The organism is Flavobacterium lacisediminis (genome assembly GCF_025909975.1).
In the GTDB taxonomy this organism is placed as follows: Bacteria; Bacteroidota; Bacteroidia; order Flavobacteriales; family Flavobacteriaceae; genus Flavobacterium; species Flavobacterium lacisediminis.
In genome coordinates, this window is the sequence record NZ_JAPCIO010000008.1 from 66987 (window position 1) to 84605 (window position 17619).

General features: G+C 32.1%; 18 protein-coding genes. 12 read left to right on the forward strand and 6 right to left on the reverse strand.

Annotated features, from left to right (window positions below; translation table 11 throughout):
* Window positions 1–48 precede the first annotated feature (48 nt).
* Window positions 49–3255 carry a cytochrome c biogenesis protein gene (locus tag OJ995_RS11705; RefSeq protein ID WP_264369587.1) on the reverse strand — a complete coding sequence of 1069 codons (3207 nt, stop codon included), beginning with the start codon at window positions 3253–3255 and terminating at the stop codon, window positions 49–51.
* A 103-nt stretch (window positions 3256–3358) separates the two neighbouring features.
* Window positions 3359–4090, reverse strand: coding sequence for a biotin--[acetyl-CoA-carboxylase] ligase (locus tag OJ995_RS11710; protein WP_264369588.1), 732 nt, complete (start codon window positions 4088–4090; stop codon window positions 3359–3361).
* A gap of 85 nt (window positions 4091–4175) precedes the next feature.
* On the opposite strand from OJ995_RS11710, the gene rsfS reads away from it, so the two are divergent.
* The 8 genes from rsfS to OJ995_RS11750 all read left to right on the forward strand — a co-directional run bounded on the left by rsfS (window position 4176) and on the right by OJ995_RS11750 (window position 11416).
* Window positions 4176–4547 (forward strand): ribosome silencing factor, encoded by a 372-nt coding sequence (gene rsfS, locus OJ995_RS11715; protein ID WP_133610768.1) that lies wholly within the window; start codon window positions 4176–4178, stop codon window positions 4545–4547.
* Between the two features lie 8 nt (window positions 4548–4555).
* Window positions 4556–6475, forward strand: coding sequence for an ATP-dependent zinc metalloprotease FtsH (gene ftsH, locus OJ995_RS11720; RefSeq protein ID WP_264369589.1), 1920 nt, complete (start codon window positions 4556–4558; stop codon window positions 6473–6475).
* Between the two features lie 106 nt (window positions 6476–6581).
* Window positions 6582–7187 carry an LUD domain-containing protein gene (locus OJ995_RS11725; RefSeq protein WP_264369590.1) on the forward strand — a complete coding sequence of 202 codons (606 nt, stop codon included), beginning with the start codon at window positions 6582–6584 and terminating at the stop codon, window positions 7185–7187.
* A 2-nt stretch (window positions 7188–7189) separates the two neighbouring features.
* Entirely contained in the window at window positions 7190–7996 is an 807-nt protein-coding gene (locus tag OJ995_RS11730; protein WP_264369591.1) for a phosphatidate cytidylyltransferase, read from the forward strand.
* The gene (locus tag OJ995_RS11735; RefSeq protein ID WP_264369592.1) at window positions 7986–8639 is read left to right on the forward strand and encodes a phosphatidylserine decarboxylase family protein; all 654 of its coding nucleotides are present in this window, start codon (window positions 7986–7988) and stop codon (window positions 8637–8639) included. The genes OJ995_RS11730 and OJ995_RS11735 overlap by 11 nt, the downstream gene beginning before the upstream one ends.
* Window positions 8640–8642: 3 nt before the next feature.
* Window positions 8643–8924, forward strand: a complete 282-nt coding sequence (locus OJ995_RS11740; RefSeq protein WP_264369593.1) for an acyl-CoA-binding protein — start codon at window positions 8643–8645, stop codon at window positions 8922–8924.
* Between the two features lie 12 nt (window positions 8925–8936).
* Window positions 8937–9710 carry a superoxide dismutase gene (locus OJ995_RS11745; RefSeq protein ID WP_284698690.1) on the forward strand — a complete coding sequence of 258 codons (774 nt, stop codon included), beginning with the start codon at window positions 8937–8939 and terminating at the stop codon, window positions 9708–9710.
* A 68-nt stretch (window positions 9711–9778) separates the two neighbouring features.
* The gene (locus OJ995_RS11750; protein WP_264369594.1) at window positions 9779–11416 is read left to right on the forward strand and encodes a hypothetical protein; all 1638 of its coding nucleotides are present in this window, start codon (window positions 9779–9781) and stop codon (window positions 11414–11416) included.
* 51 nt (window positions 11417–11467) lie between these two features.
* On the opposite strand, the gene OJ995_RS11755 is transcribed toward OJ995_RS11750, so the two are convergent.
* A complete protein-coding gene (locus OJ995_RS11755) occupies window positions 11468–12304 on the reverse strand; it encodes a winged helix-turn-helix domain-containing protein (RefSeq protein ID WP_264369595.1) in 837 nt (278 codons plus the stop codon).
* A gap of 160 nt (window positions 12305–12464) precedes the next feature.
* On the opposite strand from OJ995_RS11755, the gene OJ995_RS11760 reads away from it, so the two are divergent.
* Entirely contained in the window at window positions 12465–13025 is a 561-nt protein-coding gene (locus OJ995_RS11760) for a hypothetical protein (protein WP_264369596.1), read from the forward strand.
* 60 nt (window positions 13026–13085) lie between these two features.
* Here the strand turns inward: OJ995_RS11760 and OJ995_RS11765 are convergent, their stop codons facing one another.
* The gene (locus OJ995_RS11765; protein WP_264369597.1) at window positions 13086–15272 is read right to left on the reverse strand and encodes a glutamine synthetase III family protein; all 2187 of its coding nucleotides are present in this window, start codon (window positions 15270–15272) and stop codon (window positions 13086–13088) included.
* A 121-nt stretch (window positions 15273–15393) separates the two neighbouring features.
* Here OJ995_RS11765 and OJ995_RS11770 point away from each other — a divergent pair, with 121 nt between their 5' ends.
* Window positions 15394–15957: a DUF1543 domain-containing protein gene (locus OJ995_RS11770; RefSeq protein ID WP_264369598.1), complete on the forward strand. Its 564-nt coding sequence runs from the start codon at window positions 15394–15396 to the stop codon at window positions 15955–15957.
* A 39-nt stretch (window positions 15958–15996) separates the two neighbouring features.
* Here OJ995_RS11770 and OJ995_RS11775 read toward each other — a convergent pair whose 3' ends face one another.
* The gene (locus OJ995_RS11775) at window positions 15997–16512 is read right to left on the reverse strand and encodes a hypothetical protein (RefSeq protein WP_264369599.1); all 516 of its coding nucleotides are present in this window, start codon (window positions 16510–16512) and stop codon (window positions 15997–15999) included.
* A 107-nt stretch (window positions 16513–16619) separates the two neighbouring features.
* On the opposite strand from OJ995_RS11775, the gene OJ995_RS11780 reads away from it, so the two are divergent.
* Together OJ995_RS11780 and OJ995_RS11785 are read left to right on the forward strand one after the other, a co-directional pair.
* Window positions 16620–16760: a hypothetical protein gene (locus tag OJ995_RS11780; RefSeq protein ID WP_264369600.1), complete on the forward strand. Its 141-nt coding sequence runs from the start codon at window positions 16620–16622 to the stop codon at window positions 16758–16760.
* Window positions 16761–16763: 3 nt separating this feature from the next.
* Window positions 16764–17135: a YchJ family protein gene (locus OJ995_RS11785; RefSeq protein WP_264369601.1), complete on the forward strand. Its 372-nt coding sequence runs from the start codon at window positions 16764–16766 to the stop codon at window positions 17133–17135.
* On the opposite strand, the gene OJ995_RS11790 is transcribed toward OJ995_RS11785, so the two are convergent.
* A complete protein-coding gene (locus OJ995_RS11790; protein WP_264369602.1) occupies window positions 17132–17608 on the reverse strand; it encodes a GyrI-like domain-containing protein in 477 nt (158 codons plus the stop codon). The two genes, OJ995_RS11785 and OJ995_RS11790, sit on opposite strands and share 4 nt — an antisense overlap.
* Between the last annotated feature and the right edge of the window lie 11 nt (window positions 17609–17619).

Consider the following 17619-nt stretch of genomic DNA (forward strand, 5'->3'; position numbering starts at 1 on the left):
TGATAAACATTTCTTAAAAAAAATGGCCGCTTATTAGCGACCAAATTCTTATTTTTTATAATATTTCTTATACGGGAAATAAGCTATTGCCGATATTAATAGGACAATTACTAAAATTACAAAGTAATACGTAACGTTTTGTTTCTCTCCTGAAGCGTAACTGTGTAAACCGCTTAAGTGGAAATTTACTCCAAAATACGTCATTAAAATAGAAGCAAAAGCTAAAACACTCATTACGTTATAAATCCATCTTCCTCTTAATGCAGGTACAAATCGTGCATGAATTACAAATGCATACACCATAATACTAATTAAAGCCCAAGTTTCTTTTGGGTCCCAACCCCAATAACGTCCCCAACTTTCGTTAGCCCATTGTCCGCCAAGGAAGTTTCCTATGGTTAACATAACCAAACCTACTGTTAGTGCCATTTCATTGATATACGTAATTTCATCGATGCTTAATTTCATTCTTTCTTTGTTCTTTTCGTTAGTGAAAATCATCAAGAATAACGAAACTAAACCTAAAACCATCGCTAAAGTAAATGGTCCGTAACTCGCTACGATTACTGCAACGTGAATCATTAACCAATATGAATTTAAAACCGGTTGTAAGTTTCCGATGGAAGGATCCATCCAATTCCAATGCGCAATCATCAAAATCATTGAAGTTACAAAAGTTCCGGCTGCAACTGTTATTGGAGAATTGTTAACTAACTTTTGCTTTGTTAATAAAAATAACCATAAAGGATTTCCAAATCCCAAAGCTAATGTAAAGAACATCGTTGCCCAAGCTACATAAATCATACTTTCATACGCATCACTCCAAGGCGCGTGACCTGAAATATACCATCTTACAATTAATCCCGCTAAATGCAATATGAAAAACAATCCGATTAATCCATGAAAACCGTTGATAATCAATCGAATGACTTTCGAATCTTTAAAAATTTGAACAATACAGAAAGCTAACATTAAAACACCAGCTAACATATACATATAATATAATCTCTTGAAAATATCATATTTATTATACGTAATTTCAGAATTGATTTTACTTTCCGAAAGCATTACGGCTTTTCCGTATTTCTTTTGGTATTCGGTTAATCCTTTCAAAAGGCTATTTGGTAGTTCGTAATTTTTACTCTGTGATGCTTTATCAAGTGCATTCAAATAAAATGGCATTACATTTTTAATGGAATCCAAAGCAGTTCCTGTTGGTTGGTTGATTTCTAAAAACGAAACCCATTTGTTCGATTTATCGCCTGGAACTGGGAACACTTTCAATATTTGTCCGCTTAAAGCTGAATATAAAAGGTTAACTTTCTTATCTGCCTCAATAAAATCTTTTTGGAATTGATTCGGCACTGGTTCTTTATAAGCCGTTTCTAATACTTTAGCTAATTTATAGCTTCCAGTTTCATCAAAGAAGGCTACTAAAGGCGCATATTTTGCTTCTTTTTCTACACCAATTAATTTACGAATACTGTCGTTTCCTCTTTTTAAATAGATAATTGGCAACGAATACCAATATTGAGGATATTGCGTCATCGATAAAAACGCTTGATCGGAATTCATCCCTTCATACGAATCGCTTTTTGATACTTTACGAAGTAATTCCGATGAAAACGTATTGATAGGTTTCATACGACCACCATCTTGAATTACGATTTTTCCAAATTCATTCGCATGTTCAGTTGAAACTTCGTATTTTTTTAACAACTTTAGAATTTCTTCTTTACTAGGTTGATGATTGTGTTGTTGTGCAAAAGTTAGAGTAGAAAATAAAATCAAAAACACACTTAGCAAACCTGCTCTCTTAGCTTTCACTTTTTCTAATTTCTCTTTCAAACTTGAAAAACGACTATTTTTTGTAAATAATATAGCCATCAAACCAAGATACAACAAGAAGTAACCAATGTAAGTAATCCAAGTTCCCCAGAAATCGTGACTAACCGATAATTGTGTTCCTTTTTCATCTGGGTCAAATCCGGCTTGGAAGAACCTATAACCTCTGTAATCTAAAATATGATTCATGAAAACACTATCTTTAAATGTTTTCTTTTGTTCTGTATCAATAACTTCAATTTTACTTTTGAAAGCCGAATAACTATTTTCTGTTCCTGGATATTTATCAGCAATAAAATCATCTAGTTTAACAGTAAATGGTGTGTTGTAAATTTTACTTCCAAAGAAGAGTGTAAATTCTAAATCACCAATCTTAACAGTTTGCGGAACACCTTGCTTACCTCTTGAACCAACTAATGTTAGAATTTCTTCTTTTCCTTGTGTTTTGATTTTTACTTTCAAAGCGTCATCTGTTTGTTTGTCTTTGAAATCGTTATTCGACTTGAAAGTCAATTCTCCTTTGATAGCTGGTTCTGGAAATACAAATTGCGCTCCACCAATATTATACAACGAACGTAACATCAAAGGTTGCACCGAATCTTTTACCACTTTACCTTGTAATTTATCAGCCATTCGCATAAAATCACCTTCAAATGGCGTTTGAATCGTATAGGCTTCAGCAATTTTAGTAATATTGATTGCGCCTTCTGTATATTTATTGAAAGCAAAAAGTACGTTGTGTAAGTTTTGAACTTCTCCTTCTTTTAAGTAATGTTCGTGACGCGTTCCTCCACTCGACTCTACCATTTTTATCATCAATTGTCCGGTTTCAGATGGAACAACGGTTTCGGTAGCGTTCATAATGAATTCTTGATGTTCTATTTCAAATGGAATTCCACTAAACTCGCCTCCCATTGAAAAATGATTACTGGCAAAAGCATTCAAAAAGCCATCTTCTTTTACTTCTGGCGCCAAATACAATCCTTTTTCAAAAGTTTTACGACGCATTTGTCCATCGTGATTTCCATCCACTAAAACCGTTAAATAAGGTTTATCAGAATAAATCATATTGGCTGATTCACCTTCTCTAATCGGCATCATTCCTTCGTAACTAATATAACGCGTAACAAAAGCGCCAACGATAATTAAAATGAAAGAAAGGTGTAAAATTAAAGTTGCCCAATTTTCTTTTTTATGTAATTGATAACGTTTGATGTTACCTAAAAAGTTGATGATAAAAAACACCATAATTACTTCAAACCAAACGGCATTGTAAACAATAACTCTTGCAGTATCAGTATTATAAGCGTCTTCGATAAAAGTTCCGGCTGCCATGGCTATAGCAAAAGCAATGAATAAAAAAGCCATTAAGCGTGTGGAAGATAACAGGGATAGTATTTTTTTCTCCATGAGTTGGGAATACGTTTTTTATAAATTGGCACAAATGTACTCAAAAACAAAAACTTTTCCGCGAAGTTTAACAAAGGTTTGAGTAATTTATATTCGAATGATTTTAATACAACATTTTTACTTCTTTCACATCGAAAGAGGTTATCGAATCGTCTTCCAATAAAACTTCTAATTTGCCGTCTTTTGTTACCTTTTGAATTTTTCCTACAAATCGATTTCCTAATGCCGATTCGAAAGTTGAAACTACCTCTTTCTTAAACAAAATAGCATGATAAGCATTCCAAAAATAATCTTCGTTAAGATTTTCAAGTTGATTTAAATTGAATTCTAATCTGTTTACGATGGAAATCAAAAGTGCATCTCTATCAAATAATTGGTTTTCCAATAAAAATAAAGACGATGCTTGTGGCAAATTTTCAAACTGAGATTGGTTCACATTTAAACCAATTCCGATAATCGATTGTACTTCGTTTGAATTTTTGAATGTATTTTCGATTAAAATGCCAGCTATTTTCTTATTCTCTGCCAAGATGTCATTAGGCCATTTAATGGAGAAATTTAAATTACTAATGGTTTTCAGTGCTTCAACTACACTTAAAGCCACGACAATATTCAAGGTAAATAAACTTGCATTCTCCTCTATTTTTTGATTATATAAAACACTAAAAGCTAGATTCTTACCTGCTTCAGAAGTCCAACCCGAACCTCTTTGTCCTTTCCCTTCTGTTTGCGATTCGGTGTTAACAACGGTGAAATTTTCGCAAGTTTCTTGTGCCGAAAGCGCTTTCAAAAAACTATTGGTAGAATCTATGGCATCGAGTTTGATTATCTTCATAATACAATAACAAAATTTAATCTTATGTTAAGGTTCAAAAATAATCACAAAAAATGATACCTTTGCATAAATACAAAAATAATAAATGGCGAAGAAGCAGATTAATAATGATGATTTATTAGCAAACATCATCAAAGGGATTGAAGAAGTAAAAGGAGAAAATATTGATATTCTTGATTTAAGAGAAATTGACAACACGGTTTGTGACTACTTTGTAATTTGTAATGGAAATTCAAATACTCAAGTAAATGCAATTGTAGGTTCAGTACAAAAAATCGTTTCAAAAGAATTAAAAGATAAACCATGGCACGTTGAAGGTGCTGAAAATGGAGAATGGGTTTTAATGGACTACGTGAATATTGTAGTACATGTTTTCCAAAAACACATTCGCGAATACTACCGAATTGAGAGTTTATGGGGTGATGCAAAAATCACAACCATTGAAACTAAATACTAAAAAAATTTATGGCACAAAATAATAATTCTGGCTTTAAGTTTAGTCCATGGATGAGTATTGTACTTGTCTTGACTATTTTTTTTACGATAAGTTTATTTACAAAAGGGATTGATTTAAGTAATCCTGCGCCTACAACATTATCTAAATTCTATCAATTTTTAAATAAAAATCAGGTAGAAAAAGTAGTGTTTACTAATACAAAGGCGACTGTTTATTTAAAGAAAACAGCTTTAAGCGATAAAACGCATGAAAAAGTAAAAAATGATGTTTTAAATAAATTAAACACTAAAGGACCTCATTATTTCTTTGAAATTGGAGATTTAAAAACCTTTCAAGAAAATTTACAAAAAGCATCAAACGAAGGCAAACTAACCGAATATGAAAAGGAGCCTGAAAGCATGTGGGGAGAAATCATCTCTATGCTTTTACCTATCTTACTTTTAGTAGGACTTTGGGTCTTTATGATGCGAAGAATGTCAGGTGGTTCTAGTGGTGGAGGTGGACAAATCTTCAGCATTGGTAAATCGAAAGCTAAACTATTTGATGAAAAGAACGATACTCGTGTAACTTTTGAAAACGTTGCCGGATTAGAAGGTGCTAAAGAAGAAATTCAAGAAATTGTAGAATTCTTAAAAACTCCTGAAAAATATACTTCAATTGGTGGTAAAATCCCAAAAGGAGCTTTATTAGTTGGGCCTCCTGGAACTGGAAAAACATTATTAGCTAAAGCCGTTGCAGGTGAAGCTAAAGTACCTTTCTTCTCTTTATCAGGTTCTGATTTTGTGGAAATGTTTGTTGGAGTTGGAGCTTCTCGTGTTAGAGATTTATTCAAACAAGCCAAAGAGAAATCACCATCTATCATTTTCATTGACGAAATTGACGCTGTGGGTAGAGCTCGTGGAAAAAACAACATGACAGGTGCTAACGACGAAAGAGAAAATACATTAAATCAGTTATTAACTGAAATGGATGGTTTTGGAACCAATTCAAATGTAATTGTATTAGCTGCTACCAACCGTGCTGATGTTTTAGACAAAGCATTATTACGTGCTGGTCGTTTTGACAGACAAATTTATGTAGACTTACCAGACATTAGAGAACGTAAGGAAATTTTTGAAGTACACTTAAAACCTTTGAAAAAATCAGAGGAATTAGATACTGAATTTTTAGCAAAACAAACCCCAGGATTCTCTGGAGCTGATATTGCTAATGTTTGTAACGAAGCGGCATTAATTGCAGCACGTAAAGACAAAAAAGCGGTAGACAAACAAGATTTCTTAGACGCTGTTGATAGAATTATTGGTGGTTTAGAAAAGAAAAACAAAATTGTCACACCAGCTGAAAAACGCGCAATCGCCATTCACGAAGCTGGACATGCAACAGTAAGTTGGATGTTAGAACATGCAGCACCTCTTGTAAAAGTTACGATTGTTCCTCGTGGACAAAGTTTAGGAGCAGCATGGTATTTACCAGAAGAAAGATTGATTGTTCGTCCAGATCAAATGCTAGACGAAATGTGTGCTACTATGGGCGGAAGAGCGGCTGAGAAAGTAATTTTCAATGAAATTTCAACAGGTGCTTTGAGCGATTTAGAAAAAGTAACGCGCCAGGCAAGAGCGATGGTAACCATTTATGGATTGAACGATAAGCTTGGAAATATCACGTATTACGATTCAACTGGGCAATCTGATTACAATTTTTCTAAACCGTATTCTGAAGAAACTGCAAAAGTTATCGATACTGAAATTTCTAAATTAATTGAAGAGCAATATCAAAGAGCAATTCACATTTTAGAAACAAACAAAGAAAAGCTAACACAATTAGCTGATATTCTGATAGAAAAAGAAGTAATTTTCAAAGATGATTTGGAAACTATTTTCGGAAAAAGACCTTTTGACAAAGAAGAAGAAATTCCTGCTGCGGAATAAGGACTTATCAACAAAATAATATTAATAAAAAACTTAGTTCCTTAGGAAAAGAACTAAGTTTTTTTTTATCTTTGATTTTTACACTATAAAAAACGACTAAAGATACATGAGTCTTTTTAGAAAATTTTTTGGCACTTCGGGAGACGAAGACGAAAGCGACAAAAAACAAGAAGTTAAAAGTCCGTATTCGCCTGATACTGCTCTGCCTATAGACGAACAGTTTACTTTCAATTTCAAAGAAAATGGGGGTAAATTCATTTATTGTGAGAATTTAGATGAAATTGCAGAGAATTTTGAAAATATTTTAGCTGAAAACGATTGGTTCGAAAGTAACGCACAATGTTATGACAATCGACTACTTTATTTACTTGACGACAATAAACTAACCTACAATAGCACTACAAATCCAATATTTTTTCTTTCTTCTTGCGAAAATTTAATTGCAGATGAAGGTTCTATTCTATTTTCATCAAATCAGTTTAAGCACTTCAAACCAAATGAATTGCCTACAAACATGATTATTTTCGCTACCACAAGTCAGATTGTAAATAGCAAAAGCGACGGATTAAGGCGAATTAAAAGCGCTCACGAAAAAAATTACCCTTCTAATATTACTACCATAAAATATTTTGAAGAAGTAAAAGAACAGGATTTTCTTCATTATGGAAGTTGCCACAAAAATCTTTACCTACTTCTTTTAGAAGATTTATAATAATGAACGAAACGCTAAAAAGAGCATTATCTGGAGCCGTTTATGTGATTTTACTATTAGGCTGCATTTCTTATTCTAGGGAGAGTTTAGCGATTCTTTTTGGCGCTTTTTTGATTATTGGAGTGTATGAATTTTGCAAAATGTGTGGATTGAACTTCTACGTTAGCATTCCTATTGCCGCTGCTTCCTATTATTTCTTATGGAATAAAAACTCCGATTTAAATTTAAATACTGCATTAACTGCAATAGCGGTTATAATTTCGGTTAAATTATTACTATATCTTTTCAATACCAAGAAAACAAATTTTCAACTTTACACGCGCTACTTTTTACTCTTTGGATACGTAATTCTTCCTTTTATCTTGGCGAATTATATTGCAATGGGCGTGAAAGGATACAATCCAAAAATTTTAATTTCAATCATTGTTTTAATTTGGACCAACGATACTTTTGCGTATTTAGTTGGAAAAAACATAGGCAAAAACAAGCTTTTTCCAAGTGTTTCTCCTAAAAAAACCATTGAAGGTTTTGCTGGCGGGTTAGTATTTACCATCATTGGCGGTGCTTTATTAGCTAATTATTACATTATGGCTTCTACAATTTACATTTGGATTGTAATTGCAGCTATTGTGAGTGTTTTCAGTACGTTAGGCGATTTAATTGAATCAAAATTAAAACGCGTTGCCGGTATAAAAGACACCGGAAATATAATGCCTGGTCACGGAGGTATTCTAGATCGACTAGATAGTATTATATTTGTAATTCCATTTATTAATTTATTTTATTTAATTTTATACTATGTTTCATAAAGAAGGCGCTAAAATCATTTTAATCACACTACTTTTAGTTGTTGGGATTATTTTCTTAACTGATGAATTTGTAACCATCGGTTGGTTAAAAACTATTTTATACTTATTTGCATTAGTAATCTTAGTATTGGTTTTACAATTCTTTAGAAATCCAACACGTGTTGCTGACAATAGCGATAATCATATTTTAGCTCCAGTAGACGGAAAAGTAGTGGTTATTGAAGAAGTATTCGAACCTGAATATTTTAAAGACAAGCGCTTGATGGTTTCTATCTTCATGTCGCCTATTAACGTTCACGTTACGCGTTATTGTGTAAACGGAATCGTAAAATACAGCAAATATCACCCAGGAAAATACTTAGTAGCATGGCATCCAAAAGCAAGTGAAGAAAACGAAAGAACTACTGTTGTTATCAATAACAGAGTGTATGGTGAAATCTTATACCGTCAAATTGCAGGTGCTTTAGCGAGACGTATTGTAAATTACGCTCAAGAAGGCATGCGTGTGGTTCAAGGTAAAGATGCAGGTTTCATCAAATTTGGCTCAAGAGTAGATATTTATTTACCATTAGGAACCGAAGTTAATGTGAAATTAGGCGATAAAGCTATCGGAAACAAAACCGTTATTAGTAAAAAAGCATAAAGAATGAGCGTAAAGGATTTAAATACATTATTTGATGAAGCATTTGCTAACGCACAATTGATTCCACAAGAATCGGTGCCACAGGATATGCAATTGGTATTGTATGGTTTGTACAAACAAGCTACATCCGAAACCACAAACCCTTTATTGTTTCAAAATCCTCAGGATATTAGAAATGCCTTCAAATTAAATGCATGGATGCAGGTAAAAAACCTTCCTCCTGATGAAGCAAAAGCAGAATACATCAAAATTATCAATCAATTACTGAAAGAACGTAACCTATAATTTGCATTACAAATGAAAAAGTCATTATTGATTTTGGCTTGTATATCATTTATGATGACGAGCTGTAGAAAAGAAAACCAACTTGAAGAAGTTAAAATTCCAGATCCAGAAGTAGAAACTAAAATATCTGCTCTAGGTAATCCTGCGGATGTTAAAGTTACCGAAGGTGGGATTTTTCAAATGCGTGGACTAAAGTATGCTTATGATGATTTAGAACCGCATATAGATGGTCGTACAATGGAAATTCATTATTCGAAACATCATTTGGGTTACGCTAACAAACTAAATAAAGCCGTTATTGGAACTGATTTAGAACTTAAAACAGTAGAAGATATTCTAAAAAACTTAGACGTTAACAATAAAGAAATCCGAAATAATGCTGGCGGCTACTACAACCATAATTTATTTTTCGAGATTTTAAACCCAAAAGGCGGTGGCACACCAAAAGGCGCTTTAGCCGAAGCCATTACTGCCGAACTAGGTTCGTTTGACAACTTACAAAAACAACTAACAGACGCCGCTGCAGGACAATTTGGAAGCGGTTGGGCATGGTTAGTAGTTACCCGTGAAGGAAAATTAGCCGTAACCAGCACAGCCAACCAAGACAATCCCCTAATGCCAAATGCAGAAGTTAGAGGAACACCCATTTTAGCGATTGATGTTTGGGAACACGCCTACTACTTAAACTATCAAAACAAGCGCAATGAATATTTAACCGCTATTTTCAACGTAATCGATTGGAATGTAGTGAATATTAAATATGAAACTGCTATTAGTAAGATTTAAATTTGAATATTATTTTCATTTTAACAAAAGAAGAAAATTTAAAAACTTAAAACAAATTAACAATAACAATGAAGTTGAATTTAAAAAGTGCAGTAATTTGTTTTATAACATTATTATTATTAGTTAGTTGTAGTAATGATTCAGAAGACACAAATAATCAAACATTACCAATAATAACAACAACTGGCGTAAGTGACATAACATTAACTTCTGCTATTTGTGGTGGAAACATTATTTCTACAGAAGGAAGATCTATAATATCAAAAGGATTAGTTTATAGTGTAAATCCAAATCCTAGTATTAATGATTTTGTTAAAAATATTGGAAATGGTCCAGAAAGTTTTGTGGCATATATTGATAATTTATCTCCAAATACAACTTACTATATAAAATCATTTGCTTCTACAAACGCTGGAACTGCTTATGGACAAGAAGTTGTATTTAGAACATTAGGACCTACTCCACCAATAGTAACGACAAATTCAATCGAAAATATTACTAATAATTCAGCAATTATTTCAGGAAACATAAGTAATTCTGGAAATTCTCCTATAACATCAAAGGGATTAGTTTGGAGTACCAATCCAAATCCTACTATTTCCGATAATATACAAACAAATACTGAAAATCAAAGTTTTTTTTTAACTACAATTAATAATTTAAGTAGAAACACACAATACTATGTTCGAGCATTTGCAACAAATATATTAGGTACTTCATATGGTAATGAAATTACATTTACTACTTCTGATAAATATTTAATGTTCTCTACAACTAGTGAAATTTCCAAACATGTTCTTCATAATCCTCAAGACAAGATTCTATATTTATTTACATATGATAATAGCCTTTCTGGCCAAAGTAATTTCAAACTTATAGCCTATGATTATCTCAACAATATAGTTCTACAGCAAAAGCCAATTAACCCATTTTTAGTAAATTACATAACTCATTCTTTAAGTAATTATAATAATCAAACGGAATTATATATAGTTTCAGGAAATAATTTATCCATTTTAAATTCATCATTACAAGAAATTGATAATATTAGTTTAGCTTCTAATGATAATATTTCAAGTGTTGTTCAAAAAAATGGATTAATATTTATAAGTTATTACAACTTTATTTTAAGCCAATCAAAAATAGCTGTTTATAGTAGGAATAATTTGAGCTTAATAAGTGACACAGTTACTTACAATAACTCACCCACTTTAAATGTTTATAATGATTTATCCAATCCGAATCAAATCAAATGTTTAAACCTACCCCAAGGCTCTAATAGTTCGCTCTTTAGAATAGAGACTTTTAACAATAATGGAATTTATTTATCTTCTAATTTTGGTACAAATTATCTAGAAGGTAATATTAACCAAACTAATGACAATATTAATTTTATTATTATTGGTAATAGAGGAAGAATTTATTATAAAAATGATTTAAATAATAATTCAACTACACTATCAACTGACGGTACCTTAACTGATTATAAAATAAGTCTAAATGGTAGCTATTTGTATTCTATTCAAACTAATCCTAATTATTTTTACAAAATACTCAAATATAATAGCGGTAATTTCACAATTGATTCTTTATTACCAATAAACGAAAGAAGTCCTAAGAATTTAATTTTAGATAATAACAACTTTTTAATTATTGATTATGATAATTTAGAATCTCCAAAACGTATTTTTTTAACGATTTATTAAATTAAATAATTTTAAAAAATCCCAATAATAAGATTGGGATTTTTGTCAACTTTAAGTATTCACCTCAAGCTTATACCCTTTTCCACGAATCACCACGATATTAATATTGGTGTCAAGCTCCAGTTTTTTTCTGAGTTTTGATATGAACATGTCTAAACTACGTCCAACAATAACACCTTCGTCTTCCCAAATCTCTTTTTGAAGTCGGCTTCTTTCTATTGTTTCGTTAGGCGATGAAGCAAAAATGAGCAATAAACGTGTTTCGGTTGCGGTTAAATCTATCTTTTCGTTATTTATTTCCAATTGGCGTTTTTGCGCATCAAATAGAACAGAACCTAAAGTAAATATGTTGTTTTGTACTGCTTTTGGTACCGTTTGCTTAGGTTTTGGTTTCCAAAAGAAAAAGCCAACTAATCCAAATAACAATAAAGCAACTAAAAAGTACTGATAACTTGCCGTAAGTATACCAATCGGTTTGAATTTAATATTAATCTTATAACAAGCGCTAGGTTGCTTTCTGCCTTTACACGCCACAATATCATCTTTTTTGTTTTTTGAGATTGCATATCCATAAGCTACACTCGAATTGTCACAATTAATTACATTAACCACATAGTCACGAACATGTAAATCTTTAGCAAGTAATCGCTGCGTTGTATTTACTAAAGAATCCGTTTGAAAGGTAAGTTCATTCTCAAACTTTATTTGATATTCATTTTCACCTATCTTTTCTACAGGAAGTACTCGCGATGTACTATCGCCAGATTGCAAAAGAATTTCATGACCAATTCTACGAAGTAAAACTTCTCTTCTCGAAATATCAAAATCATCTCTATCAGCTGTAAATAGAGTTACCCCAATTATCGAGATGAATAAGAGTAATATCAATGTGAATATATATTTACGTTTTCCTGAAAGGAGATTTCGACTAAAATGCATAATGTCAATTAATTATTTACAAAGTTTACATTTTTATTTACAATCTCAATCGTTCTAACAAAAAATTATGAATGTAAATTCGTATAATCAATTTAAAAAAATGAAACTTATGAAAAAAACATTTTATGTTCTAATCTTGTCGCTGGTTGTGATAAGTGGATTTGTATTTAGCTTTTCAACTTTTGCGAACGGCTTACATGCAAATCGTGAAATTAAAAACGACACTAAAATTTCTTCAAAACCTTTATCTAATTTAGAAAAAAGAAAAAAATGGGAAGCTTCACCAGATGGAATAAAATTTAATGACTGGAAAAACTCGCCCGAAGGCAAAAAAGTACAAGCTAGTTATGAGAAAATAAAAAACGAAATAGAAGCGTATGCTGAAATGGAAGCTGTGGTTACATCGGTAACTTTTCAACTTCCAACTACAAACCCATCGAGCCCAAAATGGTTAGTTGTCAAGATTAATGGCGAAAATTACATGATGCAATTTATTCCAAATGATTTTGAGAAATTTAAAAACTTAAAAGTTGAAGACAAAATATTTATAAGAAGTCGTAGTGCTGGTTTTTCGCACAATCATCCTTATTTAATTTTATCAGGCGACTATATTGAATATAATAGCAAAGTGCTTTTTAAACGCGAATTCAACAAGAATGATGGTTGTTAAGAATTGAGGAATACTCAAATAAAAAAATCCCAATCTTTCGATTGGGATTCCTATTTCTAATTACTTCGTAAATAACAATTCTCTGTATTTAGTTAATGTCCAAAGTTCGTCGTCTACTAACAATTCTAATTTGTCAGCGTGGTAACGAATTTCTTCGAAGTATGGTTTTACTTTATCGCAATAAGCGTCTGCCATTTTTTCTGTGCTTGTTAAGGCGTTTGCTTTTTTACGTTCTTCGGTCATTTTTTCTACTTTCGTATTAATGCCTTCGATGTGTTCTGAAATTTCTTTGATTAACGAAATTTGCTCTTTTGCAATTTTCTCAAAATCTTTTCCAAAGATTTCTTTTAATCCTTTTACGTTTTCAATTAATACATTTTGGTAACGAATAGCAGTTGGAACCACATGATTACGAGCAATATCACCTAAAACACGACCTTCGATTTGGATTTTTTTCACGTATTCTTCCAATTCAATTTCGTAACGTGATTCTACCTCAACATGATTCATTACACCCATTTCGCCAAACAATTCAATTGCTTTTTTAGAAACTTTTGCTTTTAATGCTTTTGGTGTTGTTTTGTGATTGCTTAAACCACGTTTTTTAGCTTCTTTTTCCCAAGCATCGCTATAACCATCACCTTCAAAAAGGATAGCTTTTGTTTGCTTGATATATTCTCTCAATACATTAAAAATTGCTTCGTCTTTCTTTAAATCTTTTTTCTCGATTAAAGTATCTACTTCAATTTTGAAATCTTTTAATTGTTTTGCCACAATTGTATTTAAAGTCGTCATAGAAACCGCACAGTTTGCTGAAGAACCAACTGCTCTGAACTCAAATTTGTTTCCAGTAAAAGCAAATGGCGAAGTTCTGTTTCTGTCTGTATTATCTAATAAAACGTCTGGTAATTTACCTACTACGTTTAATTTTAAATCTGTTTTTTCTTCTGGCGATAATTTCCCTTGAGAAACACCTTCTAATTCCGCTAACACTTTAGTCAATTGTTGTCCAATGAAAACCGAAATAATTGCTGGTGGCGCTTCGTTAGCCCCTAAACGGTGGTCGTTACTTGCTGATGCAATTGACGCTCTTAACAATTCTTCATAATCATGAACCGCTTTAATCGTATTAATAAAAAACGTTAAGAATTGTAAGTTGCTCATTGGCGTTTTTCCTGGAGACAACAAGTTAATTCCAGTATCTGTTGCTAATGACCAGTTGTTGTGTTTACCCGAACCATTAACTCCTTTGAAAGGTTTTTCATGAAATAATACTTTAAAATCGTGACGTTCAGCCACTTTTTGCATTACATCCATTAATAACGAATTGTGGTCAACCGCTAAATTCGTTTCTTCGAAGATAGGTGCTAACTCAAATTGGTTTGGTGCTACTTCGTTATGACGCGTTTTAACTGGAATTCCTAATAACATACATTCGTTTTCTAAATCACGCATGTACGTTAAAACTCTTGTAGGAATCGAACCAAAATAGTGGTCATCTAATTGTTGACCTTTTGCTGCGGTGTGACCTAATAAAGTTCTTCCTGTAGCTAATAAGTCAGGTCTTGACGAAGCTAAAGCGCTGTCTACCAAGAAATATTCTTGTTCCCAACCTAAAGTTGGTGTTACTCTTTTTACATTTTTATCGAAATATTTTGCTACGTCAATTGCAGCTGAATCGATAGCATGTAAAGCTCTTAATAAAGGCGTTTTGTTATCTAAAGCTTCTCCTGTATACGATACGAAAACCGTTGGAATACATAATGTAGTTCCAAAGATAAAAGCTGGTGATGTTGGATCCCAAGCTGTATATCCTCTAGCTTCAAAAGTATTACGAATTCCTCCATTTGGAAAAGAAGACGCATCTGGTTCTTGTTGAACTAATTGACTTCCACCAAATTTTTCTACTGGGTCGCTTCCATCAGGAAATGTTTCAAAGAAAGCATCGTGCTTTTCCGCAGTGGTTCCAGTTAATGGTTGAAACCAGTGCGTGTAATGAGTTACTCCTTTAGATAATGCCCACTCTTTCATTCCCAAAGCAATATAATCGGCAATTTTTCTGTCGATTTTTACTCCATCTGCTGCCGCTTTAACTGCTTTATAAGCTTCAGGTGTTAAAAACTGTCGCATAGCTTTGTCACCAAAGACATTACTACCAAAAATAACTGATTTTCTGTCCAATTCTTCTACATGAACTGGTTTTCTGTCGGTTGCCTTTCTTAAAGCTTGAAAACGAAATGTTGACATAAGTTGTGTGTGTTTAAAGTTATACCCTTGAAAAGTTATGCAAATATATAACTTTTTTAAATAATTTTACAACAACCCCTATTTTTTTAGGGGTAAAAATATTTTTTATTATATTTACACTATGAAAACAGTAAATTTACATATGATTATGCTGGGGTGCACCCCAAAAGGACGTTTTACCGAACAACACGATATCTTTTTTGGCATTGGAAGTAGTTTGAAAGAATTAGTTCCCGACATGAATGCTTTTTGGCCAGAAGCTAAAGGAAGAATTCATATTGATGCGTGGCAAAAAGTTACTTCTGTTGATGGATTTACAATTGAAGTAGTTTCCAATAATGAAAATTTAGATCAAGAAGAACAATTATTCTTTTTGAATCTAGGTGGTTATAAAGAAGGAGAATTTGAAGAATACCATTATAAAGTATTAGTGGTTTCCAAAACAAAAGCCGAAGCTATTAAAAAAGCGAAACAAACGACTTTCTACAAACATTGTGGTTTCAAAGGCGCCGAATCACACATTGATGATAAATATGGTGTTGATGTAGATGATATTCACAATATTGAAGATATTCTTTCAGACAAATTCAAATCGGAATATCGTTTGAAAATAACAAAACCCAATGTAATTTCAGAAGACGAAAAACACATTGGTTATTTAAAGTTGGATAAAATATCAGTATAAAAAAAGAGCTATCAAATTTGATAGCTCTTTTAATTTATATTACAATTTAATCTTAGTCACTTTCGCTGCATCTAAATTAAAGTGTTCCTTCACCGAGTTATAATCCTCGAAATCGATTTTATTTGATGTTTTATTTCCAAAAGCTGCTGGAATAACTACTACTCTTATTACTTGATCTAACTTATAAGCATTAGACAATCCTGGCAAATCATATCCAAATAAATTTACTTGTGCATCATAGCGAGTAAAATCATTATCATATCCAAAATCCAAAGTACCATCATCAAAATAATAAGTTTCAGGTAATAATTTCCATACGTCGCCAGCAGAACCATAATCTACTAAACGATAAACCAAAACCATATCAGATGTATAAGTAGCGTAAGGAAAAGTCAATAATGCAGAATATCCATTTCCAGAAGTTAAATCCACATTAGTGTATTCAAAAACCTCGCTTATAGTATCATTATCCACATTATCTTGAACTTCGTTAACTGTACAACTTTGAAGTGTTATCATCCCGATAAAAACAAACAATAAAGTAATTTTCTTCATAATCTTTAAGTTTTAAATTATTTCCTATGTAAATATAACCAATTGTTGTGCCAAACTTTTATACCATTTAAATTAGTATCTTTGAAATCTCTAAAAAGACCATAAAAATGGGAAGAAATAATCCAAAAAATATTAAAGCACACAACGATAAATTACACAAAGAGCAAGCAAAAGAAAAAGCTAAAAAGAATGCTCGTGCCGAAAAATTAAAAGAAATTCAACGAAAATTTAACGAATCTAAATCGTAATTTATGTCGGGTTGCTATTGCGGAAATTCTGTTTCCTTTCAAAATTGTTGTGAACCTTATATAAAAGGTATCAAAAATGCTCCAACAGCAGAAGCATTGATGCGATCGCGTTATAGTGCATTTGCAGTTGGAGCTGCTGATTATTTGATAAATACCACGCATATTTCTAAAAGAAAATACCACAACAAAAGAGATATTTTAGCTTGGAGTCAAGCCAACAAATGGTTAAAACTAGAAGTTCTAGCCTCAACCGAAACTACAGTAACTTTCAAAGCGTATTTTTTAGACGAAAATTTAAAGGCTCAAGTACATTACGAACATTCGACTTTTAAATTGGAAAACGATAAATGGTTTTATGTGGATGGAGAATATTAAGCTTTTCTTTTAATAGGAATCCAAATTTCTTCTTCAGAATCTGGACTGTTGTTTTTATACTTCTTACCTAATATTTCAAAATGAGGGCGATTATCCAATTGATATTCTGAGTTAAGCAACCAAACTCCAAAAATATAACCAAAGGTTTCTCTTGCTTTTACAGCATCTCCCACATGATTAAAAACAGCATACAATCCTTCTTCAACTAGTAACGATTGCATTCCATCAGGAATAGAATTAATATCTTTTACCGGAACCACAGCCCATTTAACAAATTCGGTTTGCGGATTAAAATCAAAATTATCAGGATTGATTTGAATGTTGAATAATTCTGTTCCTATAGTATTTTGAATTTCATTTCGTCTTGGCATGAAACTACTCCATAATTCTCCTATTCGATAATTCGAATAAGAAATTACACTATTCATTCCAATGAATTTTGTCTCGGGAAATGTTTTAATTATTGGTTCCATTCTTCAAAAAT